This is a genomic window from Emticicia sp. W12TSBA100-4 (assembly GCF_040253585.1).
Taxonomy (GTDB): domain Bacteria; phylum Bacteroidota; class Bacteroidia; order Cytophagales; family Spirosomataceae; genus Emticicia.
Genome location: NZ_JBELAU010000009.1, coordinates 301902 through 326160, shown reverse-complemented (window position 1 = coordinate 326160; position 24259 = coordinate 301902). Strand labels below are relative to the sequence as shown.

General features: G+C 37.8%; 24 protein-coding genes. 11 read left to right on the top strand and 13 right to left on the bottom strand.

Features of this window, described 5'->3' with window-relative positions; genetic code table 11:
- The first annotated feature begins 201 nt into the window (after positions 1-201).
- A complete protein-coding gene (locus tag ABR854_RS15275) occupies positions 202-618 on the top strand; it encodes a Uma2 family endonuclease (RefSeq protein ID WP_350266277.1) in 417 nt (138 codons plus the stop codon).
- A 73-nt stretch (positions 619-691) separates the two neighbouring features.
- Here the strand turns inward: ABR854_RS15275 and ABR854_RS15270 are convergent, their stop codons facing one another.
- Positions 692-2353 carry a UxaA family hydrolase gene (locus ABR854_RS15270; protein WP_350266294.1) on the bottom strand — a complete coding sequence of 554 codons (1662 nt, stop codon included), beginning with the start codon at positions 2351-2353 and terminating at the stop codon, positions 692-694.
- 177 nt (positions 2354-2530) lie between these two features.
- Between ABR854_RS15270 and ABR854_RS15265 the strand changes: the two genes are divergently transcribed.
- The 3 genes from ABR854_RS15265 (at position 2531) to ABR854_RS15255 (ending at position 5873) form a co-directional block, all read left to right on the top strand.
- Complete coding sequence (locus ABR854_RS15265) at positions 2531-3301, top strand: SDR family NAD(P)-dependent oxidoreductase (RefSeq protein WP_350266276.1); 771 nt, start codon at positions 2531-2533, stop codon at positions 3299-3301.
- A gap of 114 nt (positions 3302-3415) precedes the next feature.
- Positions 3416-4648 carry a thioredoxin family protein gene (locus ABR854_RS15260; RefSeq protein ID WP_350266275.1) on the top strand — a complete coding sequence of 411 codons (1233 nt, stop codon included), beginning with the start codon at positions 3416-3418 and terminating at the stop codon, positions 4646-4648.
- A 94-nt stretch (positions 4649-4742) separates the two neighbouring features.
- Positions 4743-5873: an aspartate aminotransferase family protein gene (locus ABR854_RS15255; RefSeq protein WP_350266293.1), complete on the top strand. Its 1131-nt coding sequence runs from the start codon at positions 4743-4745 to the stop codon at positions 5871-5873.
- An 84-nt stretch (positions 5874-5957) separates the two neighbouring features.
- On the opposite strand, the gene ABR854_RS15250 is transcribed toward ABR854_RS15255, so the two are convergent.
- Positions 5958-6752 (bottom strand): methyltransferase domain-containing protein, encoded by a 795-nt coding sequence (locus tag ABR854_RS15250; protein WP_350266274.1) that lies wholly within the window; start codon positions 6750-6752, stop codon positions 5958-5960.
- 231 nt (positions 6753-6983) lie between these two features.
- Here ABR854_RS15250 and ABR854_RS15245 point away from each other — a divergent pair, with 231 nt between their 5' ends.
- The 3 genes from ABR854_RS15245 to ABR854_RS15235 all read left to right on the top strand — a co-directional run bounded on the left by ABR854_RS15245 (position 6984) and on the right by ABR854_RS15235 (position 11407).
- Positions 6984-8435: a UDP-N-acetylmuramoyl-L-alanyl-D-glutamate--2,6-diaminopimelate ligase gene (locus ABR854_RS15245; RefSeq protein ID WP_350266273.1), complete on the top strand. Its 1452-nt coding sequence runs from the start codon at positions 6984-6986 to the stop codon at positions 8433-8435.
- Positions 8436-8748: 313 nt separating this feature from the next.
- Positions 8749-10194 (top strand): Asp-tRNA(Asn)/Glu-tRNA(Gln) amidotransferase subunit GatB, encoded by a 1446-nt coding sequence (gene gatB / locus ABR854_RS15240; protein ID WP_350266272.1) that lies wholly within the window; start codon positions 8749-8751, stop codon positions 10192-10194.
- Positions 10195-10225: 31 nt separating this feature from the next.
- Entirely contained in the window at positions 10226-11407 is a 1182-nt protein-coding gene (locus tag ABR854_RS15235; protein WP_350266271.1) for a redoxin domain-containing protein, read from the top strand.
- 79 nt (positions 11408-11486) lie between these two features.
- Here the strand turns inward: ABR854_RS15235 and ABR854_RS15230 are convergent, their stop codons facing one another.
- The 4 genes from ABR854_RS15230 to ABR854_RS15215 form a co-directional block, all read right to left on the bottom strand.
- Complete coding sequence (locus tag ABR854_RS15230; RefSeq protein WP_350266270.1) at positions 11487-12326, bottom strand: T9SS type A sorting domain-containing protein; 840 nt, start codon at positions 12324-12326, stop codon at positions 11487-11489.
- A 114-nt stretch (positions 12327-12440) separates the two neighbouring features.
- Complete coding sequence (mnmH, locus tag ABR854_RS15225) at positions 12441-13457, bottom strand: tRNA 2-selenouridine(34) synthase MnmH (RefSeq protein WP_350266269.1); 1017 nt, start codon at positions 13455-13457, stop codon at positions 12441-12443.
- Between the two features lie 152 nt (positions 13458-13609).
- Positions 13610-14326 (bottom strand): pyridoxine 5'-phosphate synthase, encoded by a 717-nt coding sequence (locus ABR854_RS15220; protein WP_350266268.1) that lies wholly within the window; start codon positions 14324-14326, stop codon positions 13610-13612.
- On the bottom strand, positions 14235-14840 hold the full coding sequence (locus ABR854_RS15215) for a hypothetical protein (RefSeq protein WP_350266267.1): 606 nt from the start codon (positions 14838-14840) through the stop codon (positions 14235-14237). The genes ABR854_RS15220 and ABR854_RS15215 overlap by 92 nt, the downstream gene beginning before the upstream one ends.
- Before the next feature lie 127 nt (positions 14841-14967).
- On the opposite strand from ABR854_RS15215, the gene ABR854_RS15210 reads away from it, so the two are divergent.
- A complete protein-coding gene (locus tag ABR854_RS15210) occupies positions 14968-15417 on the top strand; it encodes a GatB/YqeY domain-containing protein (RefSeq protein ID WP_350266266.1) in 450 nt (149 codons plus the stop codon).
- Between the two features lie 106 nt (positions 15418-15523).
- On the opposite strand, the gene ABR854_RS15205 is transcribed toward ABR854_RS15210, so the two are convergent.
- Both ABR854_RS15205 and ABR854_RS15200 read right to left on the bottom strand, forming a co-directional pair.
- Complete coding sequence (locus tag ABR854_RS15205; protein ID WP_350266265.1) at positions 15524-16045, bottom strand: GNAT family N-acetyltransferase; 522 nt, start codon at positions 16043-16045, stop codon at positions 15524-15526.
- Positions 16042-16557 (bottom strand): GNAT family N-acetyltransferase, encoded by a 516-nt coding sequence (locus ABR854_RS15200; protein ID WP_350266264.1) that lies wholly within the window; start codon positions 16555-16557, stop codon positions 16042-16044. Before ABR854_RS15200 ends, ABR854_RS15205 begins: the two co-directional genes overlap by 4 nt.
- A gap of 194 nt (positions 16558-16751) precedes the next feature.
- On the opposite strand from ABR854_RS15200, the gene ABR854_RS15195 reads away from it, so the two are divergent.
- Both ABR854_RS15195 and ABR854_RS15190 read left to right on the top strand, forming a co-directional pair.
- Positions 16752-17864 carry an acyltransferase family protein gene (locus tag ABR854_RS15195; protein WP_350266263.1) on the top strand — a complete coding sequence of 371 codons (1113 nt, stop codon included), beginning with the start codon at positions 16752-16754 and terminating at the stop codon, positions 17862-17864.
- Positions 17865-17965: 101 nt separating this feature from the next.
- Positions 17966-18733, top strand: coding sequence for a DUF547 domain-containing protein (locus ABR854_RS15190; protein ID WP_350266262.1), 768 nt, complete (start codon positions 17966-17968; stop codon positions 18731-18733).
- A gap of 69 nt (positions 18734-18802) precedes the next feature.
- On the opposite strand, the gene ABR854_RS15185 is transcribed toward ABR854_RS15190, so the two are convergent.
- From ABR854_RS15185 to ABR854_RS15165, 5 genes are read right to left on the bottom strand one after another with little or no spacing between them, the layout of a single operon-like run.
- Entirely contained in the window at positions 18803-19933 is a 1131-nt protein-coding gene (locus ABR854_RS15185; protein ID WP_350266261.1) for a helix-turn-helix domain-containing protein, read from the bottom strand.
- 52 nt (positions 19934-19985) lie between these two features.
- Positions 19986-20663: a GIN domain-containing protein gene (locus ABR854_RS15180; protein WP_350266260.1), complete on the bottom strand. Its 678-nt coding sequence runs from the start codon at positions 20661-20663 to the stop codon at positions 19986-19988.
- A 50-nt stretch (positions 20664-20713) separates the two neighbouring features.
- Positions 20714-21076, bottom strand: a complete 363-nt coding sequence (locus ABR854_RS15175) for a hypothetical protein (RefSeq protein ID WP_350266259.1) — start codon at positions 21074-21076, stop codon at positions 20714-20716.
- Complete coding sequence (locus ABR854_RS15170) at positions 21063-21548, bottom strand: DoxX family protein (protein ID WP_350266258.1); 486 nt, start codon at positions 21546-21548, stop codon at positions 21063-21065. The genes ABR854_RS15175 and ABR854_RS15170 overlap by 14 nt, the downstream gene beginning before the upstream one ends.
- Before the next feature lie 26 nt (positions 21549-21574).
- Positions 21575-21925 (bottom strand): hypothetical protein, encoded by a 351-nt coding sequence (locus ABR854_RS15165; RefSeq protein WP_350266257.1) that lies wholly within the window; start codon positions 21923-21925, stop codon positions 21575-21577.
- A gap of 343 nt (positions 21926-22268) precedes the next feature.
- Between ABR854_RS15165 and ABR854_RS15160 the strand changes: the two genes are divergently transcribed.
- A complete protein-coding gene (locus ABR854_RS15160; RefSeq protein WP_350266256.1) occupies positions 22269-24209 on the top strand; it encodes a KUP/HAK/KT family potassium transporter in 1941 nt (646 codons plus the stop codon).
- Positions 24210-24259: the final 50 nt, after the last annotated feature.

The window sequence follows — 24259 nt, the reverse complement described above, 5'->3', positions numbered from 1 at the left end:
CGAAATACAGCAAATAATAAGCGAAGAACACCAAAGTCGCTTAATAGATATGAGCATGTTTGAGATGACAGACGATGTTTTTTTGCTTTCTGTCAAGCTAATGACCACCTAAAACTCGAAAGAAACCCCGACGGAACAATTCTATTTATGGCACTTACAGGAGGAATTTCAGGGGAAAATAATTCCTAGATTACAACAGATTTGAATATTTGGAAACGCCGTAATGGCGGTCATGTTTATGATTCATCAACGGGTTTCAGATTTGTTGATGGGTCGGTGCGTTCGCCTGATGCTGCTTGGGTAAGCGAAGAAAAATATGCTCAAATTTCGGAAGAAGACCGCAGAAAACATTTGTCTGTTGCTCCAGAATTTATTGTGGAACTAATGCGGGATGCCGCCCAGTCCGAAACCGATAGCTTGAAAGATGCTCAAAATAAAATGCTTTCTTATATTGAAAATGGTGTTTTGTTGGGCTGGCTGATTAACCCTAAAATTGAAACTGTTTACATCTATCGTGCTGATGGTACAATTTCTAAAGTAGAAGGTTTTTCTCAGTCTCTTTCTGGTGAAAAAGTTTTAGCAGGCTTTGAGTTTGATTTAAGTTTACTGAAAAAATAAATTGTGAAATAAAAAAGACGGGTTGAAGTGTAAAAACTACACTTCAACCCGTCTTTTTTATTTATGCTGAAACTTACAAATTCACGCCACGTTTCCATGGAATGAAATCGTCTTGACCTAAAAGTTCGGCTTTTGTTAGGTATTCTCCATTGGCAAGTCCAATCAGCCAATTCAATAACGATTCGGCATTTTGTTCAATGGTTTCTTCGCCTGTGATGATTTTTCCGCAACTAAAATCAATAATATCCGACATCTTTGCCGCCAATTTATTATTAGTCGAAATCTTAACAGTTGGCGTTACAGGGTTTCCCGTTGGCGTGCCAAGACCAGTCGTAAATAAGATGATTGTCGCACTCGAGGCTGCCATTCCTGTGGTTGCCAACACATCATTTCCTGGCGTACAAAGCAAGTGTAAACCACCTTGCGTAGGTTGTTCGGTATAATTCAACACATCGGCTACTGGAGCATTTCCTCCTTTTTTGGCTGCACCTGCCGACTTGATAGCATCTGTAATTAATCCATCTTTTATATTTCCGACCGATGGATTCATATCGAATGTTGCTCCTACGGCAGCTGCTTGGTCGGAGTATTCTTTCATTAAATCGGCAAATTTTTGAGCTTTGGTTTCATCAACACAGCGGTTGATTAATTCTTGCTCAACGCCACAAAGTTCTGGAAACTCAGCCAAAAGCGTTGTTCCACCCAAACTTACCATAATATCAGACAAATGCCCGATTGCTGGGTTGGCAGAAATTCCCGAAAAACCATCCGAACCACCGCATTTCAACCCAATGGTTAATTTGCTGATGGGAGCTGGCTGACGAGTTTGTTTATTGATTTCGATGATGCCTTTAAAAGTCTCACGAATAGCGTCAGACATCATGGTATGTTCTGTTCCGTAAGTTTGTTGGTCGAAATACAAAATCGGACGCTCGAACTGAGGGTCACGTTTCAGAATTTGCTCTTTCAGATAATCAATCTGTGATTTTTGGCAACCCAGACTCAGCACAGTTACACCCGCTACATTTGGGTTTACAATCATTCCCGCAAACAAATCGCAAAGAGCATCAGTATCTTGATTTGTTCCGCCACAACCAGTTTCATGCGTCAAGAATTTGATTCCATCAACATTTTGAAAAATATGGGTAGGCGAAATTTTAATTTTTTCGCTACTTGGGTCAGCCAAAGAGATGGTTTCAAGGGCATCAGTATTCCCCGATTGATAGGCAGTCAATAAATTTCTTACTTGATTACGGTAGATTTCGGGTTGAGCATAGCCAAGTTCACGCTCAAAAGCATCTTTCATAATCATGATATTGCGGTTTTCGCAAAAAACCAAAGGCACAACTAACCAATAATTACGAGTACCTACGCTGCCATTGGCTCTATGATAACCATTGAAAGTTTTACTTTTCCATGATTCTACATCAAGCGGGGTCCAAGCAGGAGCAGGTTGGCGTTTTTCAACTGAATATGGGTCTGACTCGTGTTTGAGATTAAAGGTCGTTATTTGAGCTCCACGTTTGATGGACTGTGTAGCTTTTCCTACCAAAACGCCATACATCGTCACGTGGTCACCTACCGCTAAATCTTCAGTAACAAATTTATGTTTTGCTTCGATATCGTGTTGGATTTCGTAACTTTCGCCTTCGTAAGATAGAATTTCACCCGATTTTAGGTTTTGTAAGGCAACAATTACGTTGTCGTTTTTATGTAGTTTCAGAACAGTGTGCATAGCCATGTACCCCAAAAATATTATAGGTTGAATAATTATTTTAGCAAATGTAGTTGCAATTTATTTTTTGTTCCAGAATTGACAAGTAATTTTGAAGGAGAAAAGTGGTGTTTTTAAACCAAATATCAAAAAAATATTAGAATTAAGTTATTTTTCACAAAAACCTATCTACTAAGAATGTTTCGTCTTGACAATAAAGTAGCCATCGTTACGGGTGGAGCCAGTGGTATCGGACTTTCTATATCTCGACTTTTTGCTCAACAAGGGGCGGTGGTGCATATTCTGGAATTGAATGTCGACCAAGCCGAGCGTGAAGCTGACCTCATCAATGCCAATGGCGGAGAAGCGTATTTTCATAAAGTAGATGTCTCGAAGCAGAAAGACGTGAAAAAGGTAATCGACAAAATAGCGAAAGAAAATGCCATCGATATTCTGGTTAATAATGCAGGAATCGCCCATGTTGGAACGGTAGAATCGACAACCGAAGAAGATTTAGACCGAGTTTATAATGTAAACGTGAAAGGAACTTATAATTGTCTTCATTCGGTTATTCCTTACATGAAAGACCGTGGTGGTGTAATTTTGAATGTAGCCTCGATTGCAGCAACCGTTGGTATTCCAGACCGATTTGCCTATTCGATGTCGAAAGGAGCTGTTTATACCATGACGTTGCAAGTAGCAAAAGATTATTTGAAATATAATATTCGTTGTAATAGCCTTTCGCCCGCTCGTGTACATACGCCATTTGTGGATGGTTTCTTGAAGAAAACCTACCCAGGTAAAGAGAAAGAAATGTTTGATAAACTTTCAAAAACTCAACCAATCGGACGAATGGCGAAGCCTGAAGAAATTGGCTCGTTGGCTGTTTACCTTTGCTCTGATGAAGCAGGGTTTATCACAGGTTGCGATTATCTAATTGATGGTGGTTTCGTGAAACTAAATAACTAACTCTGTGGTGCGAACGTCCAGTTCGCCGTTGTTAATAACTTGTTAAAGAATGGCAACTTTTAAGCTTTTTTCTCAAAAATCGACTAATTTGCTATTCAAAACATCAAAAAACACATGAAAAAGACATTTTTGCTTGGCAGTTTTCTTCTTATCGTAAATTTTGCGTTTGCACAAGGCATAGCGTTCGAACCTACTATTGAAGCCGCTTTTCAGAAAGCAAAGGCTTCAGGAAAGAACGTTTTTGTGGAATGTTATTCGCCACATTGCCCAATTTGTATGAGCTTAGAGCCAACGCTTAAAAATGCCGAAGTGGGTAAATTCTACAACCAAAATTTCGTAAGTTTCAAACTCAATGTTGAGGATGCTAAACAAGTAGCTTTCTTGAATAAAAAGAATATTTATCTGCCAGGTTTTCCGTTGTTTTTCTATTTCGATAAAGACCAAAATCTTATTCACAATACCGACCCAACTAATACCCCAAAAGATTTTATCAAACATGCTCAAACTGCTCTTGACCCAAATCAGAGAACAGGTGGTTTTTGGAAAAAATACCAAGCGGGCGATAGAGACATCAATACAATGGTTGGTTTGGCATATTATTTACGCATCACGCAAGATACTCTAAAAAATAAGCAAGTAGCCGATGCACTTTATGCCGCATATCCAAAAGACCAACTGGGTGATAAATTTAGTTGGGCGATCATGAAGAAGTGCATCATGGATTTGGATAACGGTTTTTCGCAATTTTGGCTCAATAATTTGGCCATTGGCGGAAAGTACGAGGCCGCTGAAGGTCACGCTGGTCAAGAAGGCAATGCACTCGGAAGATTATTGCAACTGGAGATTTTTTCTCCAAAAGCTTCTACTTATTCTCTCGCCAAAGTCAATACACTCAAGCGTTACATGGAATTATTGGGTGCAGGGCCTTATGTTACTGCCAATACTTGGCAAATCGAGTGCCCAGCATTACTTCGTGAACAAGGGCCAGATGTAGCCTTCAATTTCTTGAAAGGTTTAATAAATGCCCAAACGCAACCACAATTACTGGTTTATTACGTTACATTCTACAACAATACATTTCCCGATGGGAAATTTGCAGGTGAAGTCCGACGATGGCTATCTTCTGCTCGACCACAACTCAAAACAGGGCAAGAGATAGCTAATCTTAACTACGAATCGGCCCGCTTGTACCAGAAATCGGGAGATTTAGTCAATGCTAAAAAGGAAATTGCTGCTGCAAAAACCAGCATTACGGCCGCTAAAGCAAAGGTAACTGACCCGAATCAAAAGAAAGTGGTGGCCTCAATCGAAACAAGTATCAATAAATTGGCTGGAGAATTAAAATGAGACTTCCACAGTCAACATTGATATAAAATCATCAAATTTTAAATTTTGACTATGGGCATAACATTATCGTCCATAGTTTACTTTCGACTATAAAATAATGACTCTTTTTAACGTATATCCTCTTTACGACATCGAGCCTGTAAAAGCTCAAGGCTCTTATCTTTGGGACAAGAACGGACAACAATATCTCGATCTTTATGGTGGCCATGCCGTTATCTCGGTCGGACACACGCACCCATATTATGTACGAAAAATTACTCAACAATTAAAAAATATAGGTTTTTACTCAAATTCGGTAAAAATTCCCTCACAAGAAGAATTGGCTGATAAATTGGGAAAATTATCGGGTTTGAGAGATTACTTTTTGTTTTTGGTAAATTCGGGAGCAGAAGCTAACGAAAATGCCTTAAAATTGGCGTCTTTTTATAATGGCAGAAAAAAAGTGATTGCTTTCTCGAAAGGTTTTCATGGACGTACATCGGCAGCCGTTGCTGTAACCGATAATCCGTCGATTCAAGCACCTATTAATTTTGCTGACCACGTTCAGATTTTACCTTATAACGACGTAGAAGCTCTAAAAAAAGCAGTGGATAACGAAACTTGTGCGGTAATCGTAGAGGGTATTCAAGGCGTAGGAGGAATCAACGTTGCGACAGATGAATTTATGAAAGCCATTCGCAAAGCTTGCGATAAAACAGGGGCGATTTTCATTCATGATTCCGTACAATGTGGTTATGGTCGTTCTGGAAAATTCTTTACTTTCCAACACAGTGGCGTAAAACCTGATATTATCTCAACCGCTAAGGGAATGGGAAATGGTTTTCCGATTGGTGCGATATTGATTTCGCCAAAATTCCAAGCAAAACATGGTCTATTGGGCACAACTTTCGGTGGTAACCATTTGGCTTGTACGGCAGCTAATGCTGTTTTGGATATAATGAAAAAAGAGAAATTGATTCAAAACGCAGCTACTGTTGGTGATTATTTCATGGAAAACCTCAAAGGAATTGCAGGAATAAAAGAACTGCGTGGACAAGGCTTAATGATTGGTATCGAGTTTGAAAAACCAGTTGGACCAATCAGAAATTCGTTGTTATTCGACCATAAAATCTTTACGGGTGTAGCGGGTAATCATACGATGCGTTTATTACCAAGTTTGGCCGTAACAACCAAAGAAGCAGATATTTTCTTAGATGCTTTGAAGAAAGTGTTGGCGAATGTATAAATGAATGTCGAAGTACGAATGTAGAATGACGATTATTTAAGAATCATTCATTTATTCGTACTTCGTCACTCTAAATTCGACATTTTAATTTTTACCTTCCACCGCTAACAAATAAAGCGTCATGCTTTGGGCTTCGTTGGCAATCCAAGCGTCGTATTCTTCAATGGCCTGTAGGCGTAATTCTTCTGAGCAGTAACCATCTGCTACCACTTGTTTTCCACGAGTTTCGGCTACTATACCCCAAATTCTGGCTGCTGCCGCAAATTCTTCTTCACCTTTTGTACTTACTTCGTGTTGTGGTACAACGTTTATCTCTGTTAAACCTATACTTTCATAGATTTTTGTTAGATTATCGGCAATTTCGTTGTCATAACCAGCATCTTTTCGCCAATTTAGAAATGCTTCATAAAAATCTAACATGGATTTTGGCGGAGTTGGTGACCATTCGACTTTTGTATGATTGTAATCGTTGACTGAAATTTTCCCACCTTTCTTCAATAAACTCACCATTTTTTTCACAACCTCCGTTGGGTTATTTACCCATTGTAAAGTTCGGGCGGCAATCACCAAATCAAATTCTTCGTCCGAAACATAATCATTGATATTGGCTACTTCAAAGCTCAGATTTGGGAGGTGGGCGTAGTTTTGTTGTGCCAACTCAATCAAATGTTCGCTAAAATCAATACCTACAACTTTTCCGCTGGTACGTTGGGCAATATCAGCCGTGATTGCTCCCGAGCCACAACCAACATCCAGCACCGACAGCTCATCTTTCAGCAGTCCGAGTAGGCTCGAATAAGAGTTTTCGATGTTACGGCGGTCAAGGACTTTATTCGCCCCTTGTGGCATTTCTGCCCGTGTTTGGTGCTGTTGACTCATGATTTTGAAAAATAGTTAAATGAAACTTTGCCAAAAGTACGATAAAATTGTTTGAATGAAACAAGGGGTGTACTTGTGTGCTTGAATAGTTCGTTTGATGATAAACGTTTTTTTGAATAACTTGCCGACAATTAAAAAGCCAAGTACCAAATTATTCATTTACTGTACATTTTGGTGTTAAAAACACTCAGCATCAACAAAAAACTAATTATATATAAATAACCTTTAGCAATGATATTAAGCGAAATTCTCTATAAAATTTCTCTCCAAGCAGTTTCGGGAAAGACCGATATTGAAATAAACAAAATTGTGTTTGACTCTCGTCAGGTGCAACAAAATAGCCTTTTTGTTGCTATCGGCGGTACGCAAGTCGATGGACATCAATTTATCAGTAAAGCCATTGAGTTGGGAGCTTCGGCAATTTTATGCGAGCATTTACCCGAAACATTAAACGAGAAAATCACCTATATTCAAGTTGAAAATTCGGCTCGTGCGATGGGTTTCGCAGCAGCCAATTTCTATCAGCATCCTTCTAAAAAACTCAAATTAGTAGGTGTAACAGGCACAAATGGCAAAACTTCGATAGCTACGCTACTTTTCAGACTTTTCCGCCGATTGGGCTATCGTTGTGGTTTACTTTCAACGGTGCAAAATCAAATTGATGATGATATAATTCCATCAACTCATACAACGCCCGACTCGGTAAAAATCAATGAATTATTAGCCGATATGTACCAAAAAGGCGTAAGCTATTGCTTCATGGAAGTAAGTTCGCACGCAGTTGTTCAGGAACGCATCACTGGATTAGAATTTATAGGTGGAATTTTCACGAATCTAACCCATGACCACCTTGATTTTCACGGAACAGTTGATAATTATATAAAAGCTAAAAAAGGATTTTTCGACCAATTGCCAGCAACCGCTTTTGCATTGGTTAATACCGATGATAAAGTAGGAAAAGTAATGCTTCAAAATACAGTTGCAAGAAAAGAAACCTATTCGCTCAAAAATATTGGTACATTTAAAGGAAAAGTGTTGGCTTGTGGACTTCTGGGGCTTCAAATGGAGATTGATAATAAAGAAGTTTGGTTCAAACTCATCGGCTCATTTAATGCCTATAATTTACTCGGTGTTTATGGTGCAGCTATTCTTTTGGGTGAAGACTCGGATGAGGTTTTGATGCAACTATCTGATATTCAACCACCTGCGGGACGCTTCGAACAAGTTGTTTCCAAAAAGAATATCGTAGGAATTGTTGACTATGCTCACACGCCCGATGCTCTAAAAAATGTTTTAGAAACAATCGTAGATTTGCGAGAAGGAAATCAGCAGATAATAACGGTTGTAGGTTGTGGCGGAAATCGTGATACAACCAAACGCCCAATTATGGCAGAAATTGCTTGTAAAATGAGCGATAAGGTTATTCTTACTTCGGATAACCCAAGAAACGAAGACCCTATGGATATTCTGGCCGAAATGCAAAAAGGTGTTCCAGCCATTCATTATAAGAAAACTCAAACCATCGCAGACCGCCATGAGGCAATTTTAGCGGCAGTAAAAATGGCAAAACCCGAAGATATTATTTTAGTAGCAGGTAAAGGCCACGAAACCTACCAAGAAGTCAAAGGGGTCAAGCATCATTTCGATGATAAAGAAGTATTGAAAGAGGCTTTTGGCGAGTAACTTTTAGTTTTACTGCAATCGTTTAAACTCTTGAAATGACTGTACATAGAAATAGTCAATGGGTGGTCGTTTCAAGAGAACAGTAGATATTTCTGAACAAATGTTATTTACGATTTATTAATCTAATACTTTGTATCTACTGCGTAATATTCTACTACATATTAAGACTGTATATATTTTATTGATTATTCGTGAAGTACTTATTCTCTGCTTTTTATTACACTTTCAGCTAAAAACCATAAATTTGTACATTAATAGAAACGTGGTTTTCTTAATGGCAAAATTTTTGCCACTGCATCAATAAAAATCCTTCATGAAATACGAAATTGTTATTGGCTTAGAAGTTCACTGCCAATTGGCGACCGAAAGTAAAATTTTCGCATCAGATACTAATCAATTTGGTAGCGAACCAAATACAAATATTAGTGTAATCACGCTCGGACACCCTGGCGTTTTGCCAAAACTCAATAAAAAAGCAGTCGAATACGCCATTCGTATGGGTTTGGCTTGTGGCTGCGAAATCAACAGAAACAATTATTTCGACCGAAAAAACTATTTTTACCCTGACCTACCGAAAGGCTATCAAGTTTCGCAAGATAAATATCCGATTTGTAAAGGTGGCGAAGTGAAAGTTCGCCTAAAAGACGGCAAAGGTTTTAGAGAACGCACCTTAGAACTTCACCACATTCACCTCGAAGAAGATGCAGGAAAATCAGTTCACGACGGAAGTGATGCTTTTACACTCTTAGACTATAATCGTGCAGGAACGCCACTCGTAGAGATCGTTTCGGAGCCGTGTATGCGTAGCCCCGAGGAAGCTGGTGCATATCTGACCGAAATTCGCAAGATTGTACGTTATTTGGGCATTTGTGATGGAAACATGGAAGAAGGCTCAATGCGTGCCGACTTAAATATTTCGATTCGAGAAGCAGGCACAAGCGAATTTGGCACAAAAGTCGAAATCAAAAATATGAATTCGATTCGTAACCTTCAACACGCTGCCGAGTTTGAATACAAACGCCAAGTTGCTTTGCTCGAATCTGGCGGAAAGGTTATCCAAGAAACACGTATGTTTGATGCCGACAAAGGCCAAACGTATAGCATGCGTGTAAAAGAAACCATGAACGATTATCGTTATTTCCCTGAACCTGATTTAGCTCCACTAAGAATTTCGGACGAATGGATGAATGAAATCAAAGGACAAATGCCAGCACTTCCGAGCGAATTATTCGAGAAGTTTACGAAAGAGTTCGGTATTCTTGATGAACACGCTGTTACGATTACAGATACAAAAGAAATGGCCGATTATTATTTGGAGGTTTGTAAACTTACGCAAAACTACAAAGCAGCATCGAATTGGCTTACCTCAACAATCAGAGGATATCTGAATGAAAACAGCATCGAAATTGCTAATTTTAGTCTAAAACCAAGTCAATTAGCAGAAATTATTGCTTTGGTTGATGAAAACAAAATCAGTAGTTCGGCAGCGGCTCAGAAATTGTTCCCGTTAATACTCGAAAACCCAACAGTTTCGGCATTGAAATTGGCAGAAACCAACAATTTGATTCAAGAAAGCAATACCGATACACTTCAAGCGTTAATCAACGAAGTTCTTGCTGCCAATGAAGCAAAAGTAAAAGAATATAAGAGTGGAAAGAAAGGTTTACTTGGCATGTTTGTTGGAGAAGTAATGAAAAAATCGAAAGGCTCGGCAGACCCAAAACGTACGAATGAGTTATTAATGGCGGCGTTACAATAAAATCAAAAGTATTTAATAAAAATATAGATTTATGAAACACATTATTATTGCTATATGCTTGGTAATCAGTGGACTGGCTTGCCAGTCGCAACCCCAAGCAAATGCCCCAACGGGTACGGAAAGTACATATAATATTAGCGGAAAAGTAAAGTCAACCGTGAGTGGAAAGGTTTATTTGGAACGAATGAACGACCGAAACATTCCGCTCAAGATAGATTCTATGGCACTTTCATCCGATAATTCTTTTGCTTTCAAAGGCAAAATGTCTGAGCCGGGTATTTATCAAATCAATATCGCCAATCAACAAATGATAGGTTTGATTCTGGACGGTGGCGAAACGCTTACAGTTACTGCCGATGGCTTTAATACGCCCGATAAACCAGGTTCGTTTGCAGTTGATGGCTCACCGATGATGGCTAAATTTAACCAAGTTATGACCGAATCGCAGAAATTCCGTCAAAATCAAGTAGATTTACAAAACCAGTTTGATGTTGCAACTCAGAAAAAAGACCAGAAAAAAATAAAAGAGATTCAAGCTACTTATCAAGCATCAGAAGCAAACTATAATGCAACTATCAAGCCTATCATTGCCGAAATGGGGTCTTCGTTGGCAGGTTTAATTGCAATTAATAATTTCTTGAATCCTGAAAAAGATTTTGAAACGTTTGCGAAAGTAGCAAGTCAATTAGAAAAAGAAGGAAAAAACCACTTTTTTGCTAAACTTTTCATTCAAGACGTAAAACGTAGAAGTGCTGGATCGGTTGGGGCTGATGCTCCTGATTTTTCGTTGGTTGATTTAGATGGCAAAAATGTAAAACTTTCAGAGTTACGAGGCAAAGTAGTGGTGCTTGATTTTTGGGCAACTTGGTGCGGGCCTTGTATCATGTCGTTTCCAGGCATGAAATTATCAATGGATAAATTCAAAGATAATCCAAATGTAAAGTTCTTGTTTGTGAATACTTACGAGCGTGTAAGTGCCGACCAATGGAAATCAACGGTTAGTACTTTTATAAAACAAAGAGGTTTTACGACTTTCCCTGTGATTTTGGATGTTGGTGGCGAAGTTGCTGGAAATTACGGAGTAAATGGTATTCCTGCTAAATTTTGCATCGATAAAGAAGGTAAAATCAAGTTTAAAAGTACAGGTTATTTAGGTTCAAACGATGCAATCGTAGCCGAAATGACTCATTGGATTGAAGAAGCGAGCAAATGATAATGGTGAATTGTTAATGATAAATTAAAAAGGCTCGATTGAAAATTTCAACCGAGCCTTTTTAATTACTTTTTCACGATTACTTCTCATTCGATGGTAAAACTACACGTTTTACATTACCATCTTCACCTTGTGTAATCATCACGAAAACTGTTCCTGATTTTTGTTTACCAATATTGATTTGACCTACATATTCGCCCGAAAAGTCTTTGATTTCTTCTTTTGCAATCACGCTTCCCTTTACATCTAAAACTTTGATGCTTACATCGCCTTTTTGTGGAGCATTGAAACGCACATTCAAGATTTCAGTTTTTGGGTTATTCGGAAAAACCTCAACATTTTTGATAGTTTTACTGGCCGAACTTCCTCCATCAAACATCATAATGTTATCTGGAATCGAACGAAACTCAAACTTTAGGTCTTTGCCCATTTGTTTCATATTCTCACGAAGGCTTTCCATATTGCCATTAAATTCGTGAGAAAAGTCTTCGCCGTTAAACCATTCTGTTTCTCCCTTACCGTCTTTTTTATAAACCCTTACTTTCGGACCTCTTTTGATTACAATATCTTCATTTCCTCCACTATCACCATCATTAAACTCATAGCGTCTTACAATCTTTTTGCCATCATTTCGCTCAATATTAATATTTGAGTTGGAATCGTTGTCTATCTCAATCTTTACACCTTGTGCTTTACCTTTATTCAAGGCCAAAACCGAATCTTTAAATTTTTCAATCATTTCATCCTTTTGGCTACTTGATAAACCTGATGAATTGATAATTTTCTCGCTGATGGTTGTTTTGCCATCAACCTCTTGCTCTATACGAATACGTACTTTTTCTTTTTTTTCTTGTGCAAACGAAACGATAGGAGCAGTAAATAATAACAATAATGCCCCTGCTTTGGAAATAGCTTTCATAATCTTTTGTGTTTTAATTGTAAATAATGGTTAAATGACACTTTGAGAAGCCAAGTGTTGCACAAACTTAGCCGAAGTAGGTATATAATTGACGTTAAAAAGTCTTAAAAAATGTTAAATACCAGTAATAAGTCGAGCAGCTGTGGCAGATGGGTTATTTTCCGTAACTTTAAATGTAGTAATTTTTGAAGGCTCTCTCTTTGAAAGACCGTGTAGATATGTTTTATCGTAGTAATTAAGGGCAATATCTGTTCCGAACGAAAAATCGCCATTTTCGAGGGCTTCGATAGCTGCTTTGTGGTGTTGACCACCGAGTCTTTTCAAAATTCTATTGGTAGCTGCTTTCAATTCATCAAATGAGAAATGGGCGTATTCTTGCACCAAACGCTTCACTCGTATTTCTTTATCAACATCTATAAACGCCACTTTTGTTTTTCGCATTTGTTGCCAAAGTACATCGGGAATATTACAGCAACCGATATTTCGGCTTTCGTCTTCAACCCATATCCGACGAGTTGGATCAAGTTTTGCAAATTTTGCATAAAGCATATTTTCAAAATGCTCAGTCATGGGTTGAGGTGCCTGACCGAGCATTCCGAATGCTGAACCTTTATGATTTGCCAAGCCTTCTAAATCTAAAATTTGTTCGCCTTGCTTTTCGAGTTCATACAAAATTTCAGTTTTTCCACTGCCTGTTTTTCCACCTAAAACTATAATATTGAGCGGTTTACTTAATTCTTCAAGAACAAAATTTCGGTACTTTTTATATCCTCCGATTAAGGTTGAAACCTTCATTCCTGCCGAACTCAGTAAGGTTGCAAAGCTTCCGCTTCGCATTCCTCCTCGCCAGCAATGCACCAAAACTTCTTTTTCAGTAGCAATTTTATTAGCTTTTTTTACAAAACCCGATAATTTTGGCCCAACAATGTCAAGTCCGAGTAAAAAAGCGGACTCTTTACCAACTCTTTTATAGCGTGTACCCACTTCCGCCCGTTCGTGATTCTCGAACAAAGGAACATTCACCGCTCCAACGATATGTCCACGCTCAAACTCACCAGGCGAGCGTACATCAATGATTGGAAGCGTTTGTGCTTTTTCAAGAAACTGCTCAATTGGAAGTGGTTTTATCATTTTTTTTCTTAGCTTTTGGCTATTAGCACTTAGCTGTTAGCTTTTTTTGTAAATACAATTGCTCTTACACTCCAAATAAGTTTTACTCCGAGAAGTATGAAAGGTAAGTTTTTTTTAGCTAAAAGCTAACAGCTAATTGCTAACAGCTTTTTTCACTCCAATTCTCGCAAATATAGCTGAATGGTATTCTCTAAACCAAAGTATAGAGCATCGCAGATAAGTGCGTGACCAATTGAGACTTCGAGAAGATTGGGAATATTTTGTTTGAAATAACGCAGATTTTCAAGACTTAGGTCGTGACCAGCGTTTACACCAAGTCCAACTTGCTCGGCTACTTTCGCCGCACTTATGTAGTCTTTAATGGCAGCTTCACGGTTTTTGAGATAATCGTGGGCATAGCTTTCGGTGTACAGCTCAATTCGGTCTGTGCCTGTCTCAACAGCACCTTCAACCATTGCTTGGATTGGGTCAACAAAAATAGAGACTCTACAACCCGCACTTTTGAAGGTTGCAACCAAATCTTTCAGCAAATCTTTGTGCTTAATTGTATCCCAGCCTGCGTTTGAAGTAACAGCATTGAGTGCATCTGGAACAAGCGTTACTTGCGTAGGTTTATTGGCAAGTACCAACTCTACAAATTTCTTTTCGGTAGGATTTCCTTCTATGTTAAACTCCGTCGTAACAATTGCTTTCAGGTCATAGACATCCTGATAGCGAATATGTCTTTCATCAGGGCGGGGGTGAACCGTGATTCCCTCCGCCCCAAATTTTTCACAATCAATCGCAACCTGCACCACATTCGGTTGGCTTCCGCCTCGTGAGTTTCGCAAGGTCGCTATTTTGTTGATATTGACCGATAATTTCGTCATGCTGTTCTTTAATCTGTTTCGTTAAAATCAAACTCTTCCCTAACAAATACCGACTACGTGTTTGAGTATCAAAATGAGACGTGCGAATCGCAACGTTTTTTCCATCAACAGCTCTTACAAGTTTCAATTTTTGGTAATAGTAAGTATTTTCGCTTACTTTTACCAGATTTTTGTCGGAACTTTGTTTTGTTTCGTACTGAAATAACTGATTTGTAGCCAAAATCAGTTCCCCATTTTTGCCAAAATAATACTCATGTCTGATTTTTCCAGCTTCCCCGTAAGTTTCCGAAACGATTAACTCAATTCGTTTGTTTTGGAAGTATGCCGTTACGACATCGTCGAAGCGTTCATCAGAGATTTTTTTGGTAATGTACAAATGCTTTTTGAGGTTTGCTTGAATTTCGGCACAACGCTTTTGAATACTCGTTGTAGGAGAAAAGCTTTTCTTAGGAGTGGCAAATATGCTGGACGTAAACAGCACAATGCCAATGGCAGTTAAATTAAAAACACGCATAATTTTGATGGGTTGGTTAAGTTATACATAACCCTTTATCAAAAGCTGTTCCAAAAAATTATCAAACGGATACACAAATCAAAAAACACCAGTTTTTATTAAAATAATACAATTAATTCTTAAAAAAATGTCTTTAAAAACAACAATTGATGCCCAAATAAAAGCAGCCATGCTTGCCCGTGAATCAGGAAGATTGATGGCTCTTCGTGATATAAAAAAAGTGATTCTGTTAGAAGAAACAAAGGAAGGAAAAACAGGCGAATTGACGACCGAAGAAGAAACAAAATTGCTTACGAAAGCAGCTAAACAAAGAAGAGATTCGGCGGATATTTACCGTCAACAGAATCGCCCTGACCTTTTGGAGAAAGAATTGGCAGAGTTGGCCGTTATCGAAGAGTTTTTGCCAAAACAGCTTTCGGAAGATGAATTGAAAGCCAAATTGGAGGAAATTAAGGCTCGTGTGGGTGCTTCTGCTCCATCAGATATGGGTAAAATGATGGGTGTAGCAACCAAAGAACTCGCTGGTCTTGCCGATGGCAAAGCGATTTCAGCAATGGTGAAGGCTATATTGGCATAATTGCGACGGGGTCGCCCGTGCGATTACGAATGTCTGAATGACGATTTACGAATATACACAACGTATAAAATTCGTAAATCGTCATTCTTAATTCGTCATTCGTAAATCATAAATTCCTCCGCATCGCTACCATTCCCAGATACTCGGTTTTCATTTGCTCAAAGTCAAGTCGTGCTGTTCCACAGATTTCAAAACCGAGGCTTTCATAAAATCTGATAGCGTTTTGACTACTATCCATTGCTTTTAGCCAAACATAATCTTTATTTTGTTGGCAAGCCGTGTCGATGGAAAACTCCATCAGTTTTCGGCCCACTCCCCTACCTGTAGCTTCATTGGTCAGATAAATTCTTTCTATTTCAAAGCCATTCCCTTCTTGTTCAGCCAATTGGTTTTCGGGGCGGAGTTTTAGAAACCCAACAAGTTTTTCGTCAAGGATTGCAAAGAAAAACTCATTTTTTGTATCTAATAACTCTCCAGATAATTGATTGACATTGAAGCATTTATGAGCATACCATTCGCCTTCATCATACCAAAGGTGTCGATAATGATCGAAATATGCTTGGGTAGCAACTTCAGAGAATTTTTCTACTTCTGAAATCGTTATTTTCTCTATTCTTAAATTTATCATACATCTTTTTTCATCGTAAAATCGGTTTGCACTTCTGTTCCCAAAACAAAAATGTGTTTGTCGAGAAACTCAAAGCCCATTTTCTTATAAAATTCCATGGCATTTTGGTTGTTTTCCCATACTCCGAGCCAAATGGTTTCAAAGTTGTTTTCTTTTGACCAGTTTGTGCAGAAATCCATTAGTTTTCTTCCCAACTGCTGTCCATGAAGGTTTTTATCGACATAAAAACGTTCGATTTCTACGACCTTTTTATCTGCTAAACCTTTTGTGCTATGGTCTTTTACGAGTTTGGCAAAAGCAACTATTTGTGTGTCAAACTCAATAATAAAATATTGATTCTGAGGACTCTGCAAATCATTTACTATTGCTTCTATCGAAAAGTTTTTAGCAACATGAGCTTCCATATTTTCGGGCGTATTAAACTCTGTGTAGGTATCTCGAAAAGTATCTTCCGAAAGTTTTCTTAGCAAGATAGCATCATTAACATTAGCCAATCTGAAATTAATAGCCATTAATTATCGTGTTTTAGGTTAAAGCAAAACAACAAAAAATTGATGATAAATAAAACCACATTTATGTTATTGACCAAATAAAAAGAAGGTATTCTTAAACCCAACAAATGTCCTTCTTAGAAGTATTAGAAATATTCTTTTCAATCGTTCCATAATTTTCTATATCTTTGAAATATTACCCTAATCAATAAAAAATGAACACCTCAACTACTAAACAAAGACTTTTTTCGCTCGATGCCCTACGTGGTTTTGACATGTTTTGGATAATGGGCGGCGAGGATTTTATCCACGAACTTGCCCATGCTACACAACACCCAGTAGCCGTTTGGATGGCCACTCAGCTTTCGCACGTTGCATGGAATGGCTTTCGCTTTTATGACCTCATTTTTCCATTGTTTTTGTTCATTTCGGGTGTTTCAACTCCTTATTCGGTTGGGCGTGAAATTGATAAAGGCGTTGAAAGTCGAAAGATTGTGCTACGAATCATTAAGCGTGGACTCATTTTAGTGCTTTTGGGGGTGATTTATAATAATGGTTTACAGATAAAAGAACTTTCGCAGATACGTTTTCCGAGCGTGCTGGGGCGTATTGGTTTGGCTTATATGTTTGCCTGCATTATTTATGTGTATGCAAGCCAACGTTTTCAGTATGTATGGTTTGTGGGTATTTTGATTGGCTATTGGTTAGTTATGAAATTCGGTGCTGCTCCAGGTTTTGTGGCGGGTGATTTGACCATTCAAGGCAATTTCGCTTCTTGGGTTGACCGCACCGTACTTCCAGGCCGATTACACCTCGTTATTCATGACCCCGAAGGCCTTTTCTCGACACTTCCAGCTATTTGTACGGGTTTACTGGGAATTTTTGCAGGAAATTTCTTAAAAAATAATTCTGCAAAAACTCCGACTCAAAAAGCTGCTACATTGGCGATTGGTGGCTTATTGTGCTTAATCATTGGTGGAATGTGGGGCTTGGTTTTCCCGATTAATAAAAACCTTTGGACAAGCTCATTTATGCTTTATGCGGGTGGTTGTAGCCTTATTCTATTGGCGATATTCTATTTTATTATTGACGTACTACAATATCAACGTTGGGCTTTCTTTTTCACTATAATCGGTCTAAACTCTATCTTGATTTATATGTCAGGACTATTTATTGACTGGTATTATACTGCGGAAGGGCTTTTCAAATGGTTTGGACAGCTTTTTGGTGAACATTACTACGGCGTAATCATTACATTGGCTGTAATTGGAGTAAAATGGGCATTTCTGAGAGCGATGTATCATTATAAGATATTCTTGCGTGTCTAAGGGGTTTTGTTATTATCTGTTAATGACAAACTTTTTACTACTTAGATACGTATATGTAAGAAAGTAGTCTAAATACAAATAATGACAAAAAACACAGAAATATGAAAATCACAGCCTTTTTATGTATTCTATTAGTTACGGTGAGTAGTTGTTTTGCCGTAAACGCACCGACATCAAATGCCGAACCAATTAGCCATGAAATTTGGAATGGCCTCTTGAAAAAACACGTCGATGCAAAAGGATTTGTTAATTATGCGGGTTTTAAGAAAGACCAAACAGAGTTGAAAAAGTATCTAACTTTGGTAGAAAACAATGCCCCAGGCGATAAATGGAGCAAAGATGAAAAACTCGCTTATTGGATTAATGCTTATAATGCCTTTACTATTCAACTTATCTTAGATAATTTAGATAGTAAAATAAAAAGTATCAAAGATATTGGCAGCAAAGTTAAAATTCCGTTTGTGAATACTCCGTGGGATGTAAAATTTATCAATATTGGTGGAAAGAAAATGGATTTGAATAATATTGAACACGGTATTATCAGAAAGGATTTTGATGAGCCTCGTATTCACTTTGCGTTAGTTTGTGCTGCAAAATCTTGTCCACCGCTCAGAAATGAGGCTTTTGTGGCGGCAAAATTGAACCAACAACTCGACGATCAAGGGGTAGATTTCTTGAATGATTCAAGCAAAAATCAAGTATCGGCCGATGAAGCTAAATTATCAAATATCTTTAATTGGTACGGTGGCGATTTTAAAGATAAAATGTCTATTATTGATTGGGCAAACAAATATGCTAAGGTAAAAGCCAATAAGGGTGCAAAAGTTTCTTATATGACTTATAATTGGGAATTGAATGGGAAGTATTAGCCGCTCCCAGCTTCTCCGATAGGGAGGAGAAAGAAAAGCAGTTTCCTTGTTGGAAACTGCTTTTTTGTTTCAAACTTCTTCAAATCTACTCGGAGATTGGCCTGTAAATTTCTTGAATGCTCGATTGAATGTTGCTTTTGAATTAAATCCGCAGTCGAAAGCCACGGCCAAAAGTGTGTAGTTTTGGTTTCGTGGTAGTTTTATTTGTTTCTTAAATTCTTCTACTCGGTATTCGTTTACAAAATCATTGAAGTTTTTACCGAAATTTGAGTTTATCGCCGCCGAAAGCACCGATGTATTGGTTTTTAGCTTCTGAGCTAAATCGCTCAAGGAAAGTTCGGGTTCGAGAAATAATTTTTCCTGAAGCATCAGTGTTTCGATTTTTGGCTTCATAGATTCATATTCATTTTCTTTTGGTTCATTTGTCTGAACACTTATCTCCTCAATAACAGAATTTTGTACTATGATTTTACTCGTGTAAGACAAACGTAAAGGCTGATGCTGTGCATAGCCTTTGATTCCAACATAACAGATTATCAAAACCGTAAATAAATGCCACCACCAATCTTGCTCAAAAGGCAAATCACCGAGTAGTTTATCGGCCAGACCCCATGCCCATTTGAATACTTCACCTGCAATAATCAAATAAATAAAATTTCGTAGCCAAACAAAGCTAATCGTTTCAGTATCAGAAAATTGTGTTTCAGTCCATCTACGATATTCTTTGTAAATACGAAGCGATTGATAGAAATAATAAATATAAGAAGTCCAAATCGCAATTGTTTCGACCCAACCCAAATAATCAGAAAGTGTTGAGCTTCTAAAGCTGTTTACGGCCTCATTTCCCTGCAAGAAAACTACAAAATTGATAATGAAATAGATAGCATAAGGTATGTAATGCAGAAAATAAATTGGCTTAAAACGAAAATCTCGATTGATTTGAGCTTTCAGATAAAAATAAATAGTCGGAGCAAAAGCTAAATGAAAATAACGAGGAAAACCATCAAACTTTTCCCACAAAATATTGATTCCAGCAAAACCAAAAGTATAATCTTGGATTTCCATTGCCAGAAAAAACATCACAAAACCCAAGAATTTATCAGAAAGACGCTCTTCTTGCCAGCCTCTGTACCAAAGTAAAACAGCAAAGAGCAGAGCCAAAAAATAGCCAAATTGTAGCGGAGTAGTGTATAATGACATTGTTCAGAGGTTGTTCTTTCTTTTAACTATTTCAATACTGTTTTGTTTGACTTCACATTTTCCGTACTTCGCCATTGCCAATAATTCCTGACATCGGGTCAATTTTTCCTTGGCCAAACTGCATTACGCTGTTGTTTCCAGTACCGTGAGCAACAAGCGAAATTTGTGAATTTACCGACACATTTCCATTGCCATAGCTTTTTACTTTGGCCGTTTTGGCGACGAGTTTTTGAGCATTTACATTTCCATTACCGCTTTTTTTGATATCGAGTTCGTCGATAGTTCCTTGTAGCGAAACATCACCATTTCCTTCATTTTCAAATCTAAAATATCGCCCTAAAATGCCCGAAATATGCACATTTGTATTTCCTCGGTGCTGAATAACCGAAGCTTCGGGCATTGTTACTTTGATTTTGATGCGGGTATCTTCTAAATACAGTTTTCCATTGTAGTTTCCTGCCAAGCGAATAATTAGCTGATTTTCGGTATCATCTTTTTTCACTTCAAGTCTTGGCTCTAAATTTTCGTCAATATCTACTTTTATTGAAAACGGTTTACCGATTTCTACCTCAATCTTTCCATCAAAGTCTTCAAACGAAACTTTATCGAAGTCTTTAAAATCAAAAGTTCTTGAAATGATTTTTCCTATGCCTTTTAATGGGCCTTTTTGAGCAAAAATGGCCGTGCAAAATAGATTAAATATGACGATGATCAAAATTAACTTTTTCATATTTGTATGTTTTAAATGTTGATTTTTTCTGAGCAAAATAGAACTTCGCTCTACTTTTCTTTGCCAAATGTTGCTTCGTAAATAGTTTCACCGTTTTCGTTGAAAATGACTCTGCGATTATCTTTTTCTTGTAATTCAAACTCATCGTTGACAACAAATTTCACTTCCGCAAACTTGTAGCCTGTTAGAAAAGTAACCGTAACCGAGTAAAGGCTATCTTTTTTGACTGCGGTCATTTCTAAGTCTTTTTGCCAAGTAAGTGGTCTGTTATTACCTCGAAGACCTACTTTTTCGATGTTTTTTAGTTGTTCGGTATGGAGTAAGAAAATTACTTTTCGCTCATAAGCTTTTTGTACGCAACTTGTAGCAAGCAAAAATAATATGCTGATTATGAGTATGTTATTTGTTTTCACTGTAGTACTTTTTTGAGAGTAAGAAATCAATTCCGAAGCGGCCTGAGCCTAAAACCATTGTAAAAAGGCTAACCCACAAAAAGCCCATTGCAGGAAGCATATTCCACATGCCGTTGTTGAATTGTTGCATAAAAACCGCTACTAACATTGTGCATAAAATCAAAAACGAAGCAATGCGAGTTTTAAAACCCAGTAAAAGGAACAATCCGCCAATGGCTTCGCTAAAAGCTCCCATCCAAGCAAAAAATGCAGGGAAAAGTGCGAAGATTCCGCCGTACTCAGCCACATCGTTCGGAAACCAAAAGGCAACTTCAAAAAATCCAAGATTATTATCGGGTGGCGACCACGGCAAGCCGAACTTTGCTGCCCCAAAATCGGTAGCAAGTAAATATCCACACACGATTCGTGGAATGGCAAATAAAAAATCTTGTAGCCAATGCGGCATCAGGATAGGTTGTAATAGCTTTTTCATTTTTAAAAATTTAAAATGTTAAAATTTTAGTTTTTATAACCCATCGAAAGACCAGTATCTCCTTTTACCAAAAGTTCAACTGTTGCTTGCTCATTAGTTTTATTTTCAATTTTTAAAGCCGTGTTTTTTTCTACATTTACTTTTACAGTTTCATTGGGCTTTACGGTTACTGGCGAATGCTTACCACCATCAATTGGTGTTCTCCAAAGTTCGAGGTTGCTTTTAGAAACATTTTTTAGTCTTACCGAAAACTCTTCATGCTTATTATTACCCAAGATAAAAGCATCATTGCCTTTGATATAAGTTGTTGAAGTTAGACTACGACAAGACGTAAAAAATAAAGTAAATGCGATTGATGTAAGAAATAGCTTTTTCATTTTTATAAATTTTTTGCCAAACGCTTCATTGCGATTTGATGATACAAAGTTGGGGCAAAATGAAAAGCCGTTCGTTGCAGAAGATGATTTGAGCCGTCTCAGATTATAATTCGAGACAAATAGGCCTTGTTGCAGCTAAGAATCAGATTTTTACTTGATTAAAGATTATTTTAAACAAACCCCAAATGGCACTAAAAACAGTTTTTTTTAAACTTTTCCATGAAATACTTTTTTTTTCCTTGATTTTTAGCTAATTACCAAATAAAAAAACTCGAATAAAATATTGCAGTTTCTTACAAACTGCTACATTTGCACACTTTTTTACTAAATATCGTTAAAAATAATGAGCCAAAATCACAAAAACCTTGATAAGGTTACGGCCGCTGGATTGCTTATTACACTTGGTATCATTTTCGGAGACATCGGGACTTCGCCGCTCTACGTAATGCAGGCCATTATTGGCAAAGAAAAAATTGATGAAGAAATTGTCTTTGGTTCATTATCGCTTATTTTCTGGACACTTACACTACAAACCACGCTAAAGTACGTCATTCTGATTTTAAGAGCCGATAACAACGGTGAAGGTGGGATTTTTGCACTCTATGCTCTTGTCAGACGCCACGCCAAATGGCTCACTATTCCTGCAATTATTGGTGGTAGTACTTTACTGGCCGATGGAATTATTACTCCGCCCGTTTCGGTTTCTTCTGCGATTGAAGGCTTACAACTTGTCTATCCCGACATTAACACCATTCCAATTATCATTACTATCATAACGATACTATTTTTAGTACAAGCATTTGGTACAAACTTAGTTGGTAAAGCTTTCGGGCCTGTTATGTTTATTTGGTTTTCGATGCTGGCTATTTTGGGGCTTCGTCAGATTATTAACGACCCAGCCATTTTTAAAGCCCTAAACCCTTATCATGCCTATCGCTTATTGTTTTTCCATCAAGATGGCTTTTGGCTACTCGGTTCAGTATTTTTGTGTACAACAGGAGCAGAAGCTCTTTACTCTGATTTAGGGCATTGCGGTCGTGGAAATATCAGAATTAGCTGGATTTTTGTTAAAATCTGTTTGCTACTTAACTACTTTGGGCAAGGTGTGTGGGCAATTTCAATGAATGGCCAACATTTAGATGGCCGTAAGCCATTTTATCAATTAATGCCTGATTGGTTTTTGTTGATTGGAATTGGTATCGCTACAATGGCTACCATCATTGCCAGTCAAGCCTTGATTACAGGTTCTTATACTTTGATTTCGGAGGCAATTCGCCTTACTTTTTGGCCAAAAGTTCGTTTGAAATACCCTTCTGACCACAAAGGGCAGCTTTATATCCGCAGTATCAATTGGTTGCTTTGGGCTGGCTGTGTAGGCGTGGTGCTTTATTTCAAAGAATCTGCCAATATGGAGGCTGCTTATGGCTTAGCCATTACCCTCACCATGTTGATGACCACAGTTTTAGCGGCGTATTATCTTTATACTCATCGCTTCAATAAGGCTTGGATTGTGGCCTTTTTGGTAGTCTATGTTTTGATTGAAGGTGCTTTCTTGGCAGCTAACATGCTTAAATTTAGTCATGGTGGTTGGGTTTCGGTATTAATTGCTTCGGTGATTGCGTTGGTTATGATTATTTGGTATCGTTCGAATATCATTAAAAATCGCCTCACTGAATTTGTTAAACTGGAAAAATACATTGATGGCTTAAAAGAATTGAGTAAAGATGAATCGGTTCAGAAATATTCAACACACTTGGTTTATATGAGTAACGCTCACCGGGTTTCGGAAATTGAATCAAAGGTGATGTATTCAATTTTTGAGAAACGCCCAAAACGTGCAGATATCTATTGGTTTATCCATGTTGACATCACAGATGAACCTTACACAATGAAATATAAGGTAAATATCATCGAACCAGATGATGTAATTAAAGTAACTTTCAAGCTGGGCTTTAGGGTTGAACAAAAAATCAATCTCTATTTCAGAAAAGTTATTGAGGAAATGGTAAAACGTAAGGAAGTTGACATTAGAAGTCGATACGAGTCGCTAAGCAAACAAAATGTAACTGGTGATTTCCGTTTTGTTGTTTTAGAAAGATATTTATCGAATGAAAACAAACTTCCGTTCTGGGAACGTCTGACGATGGAAGCCTACTTCTTCATTAAAGGTTTTACGAACTCAGAAGATAAATGGTTCGGGCTTGATACAAGCAATGTAAAAGTCGAAAAAGTACCATTGATTCTTCGTCCGATTGATAATATTTCTTTAGAGAGAGAGGAATGATAGTCCACAGACGACCGTCAACAGTCTATAAGTAGAGTAAAAAAGGAGGT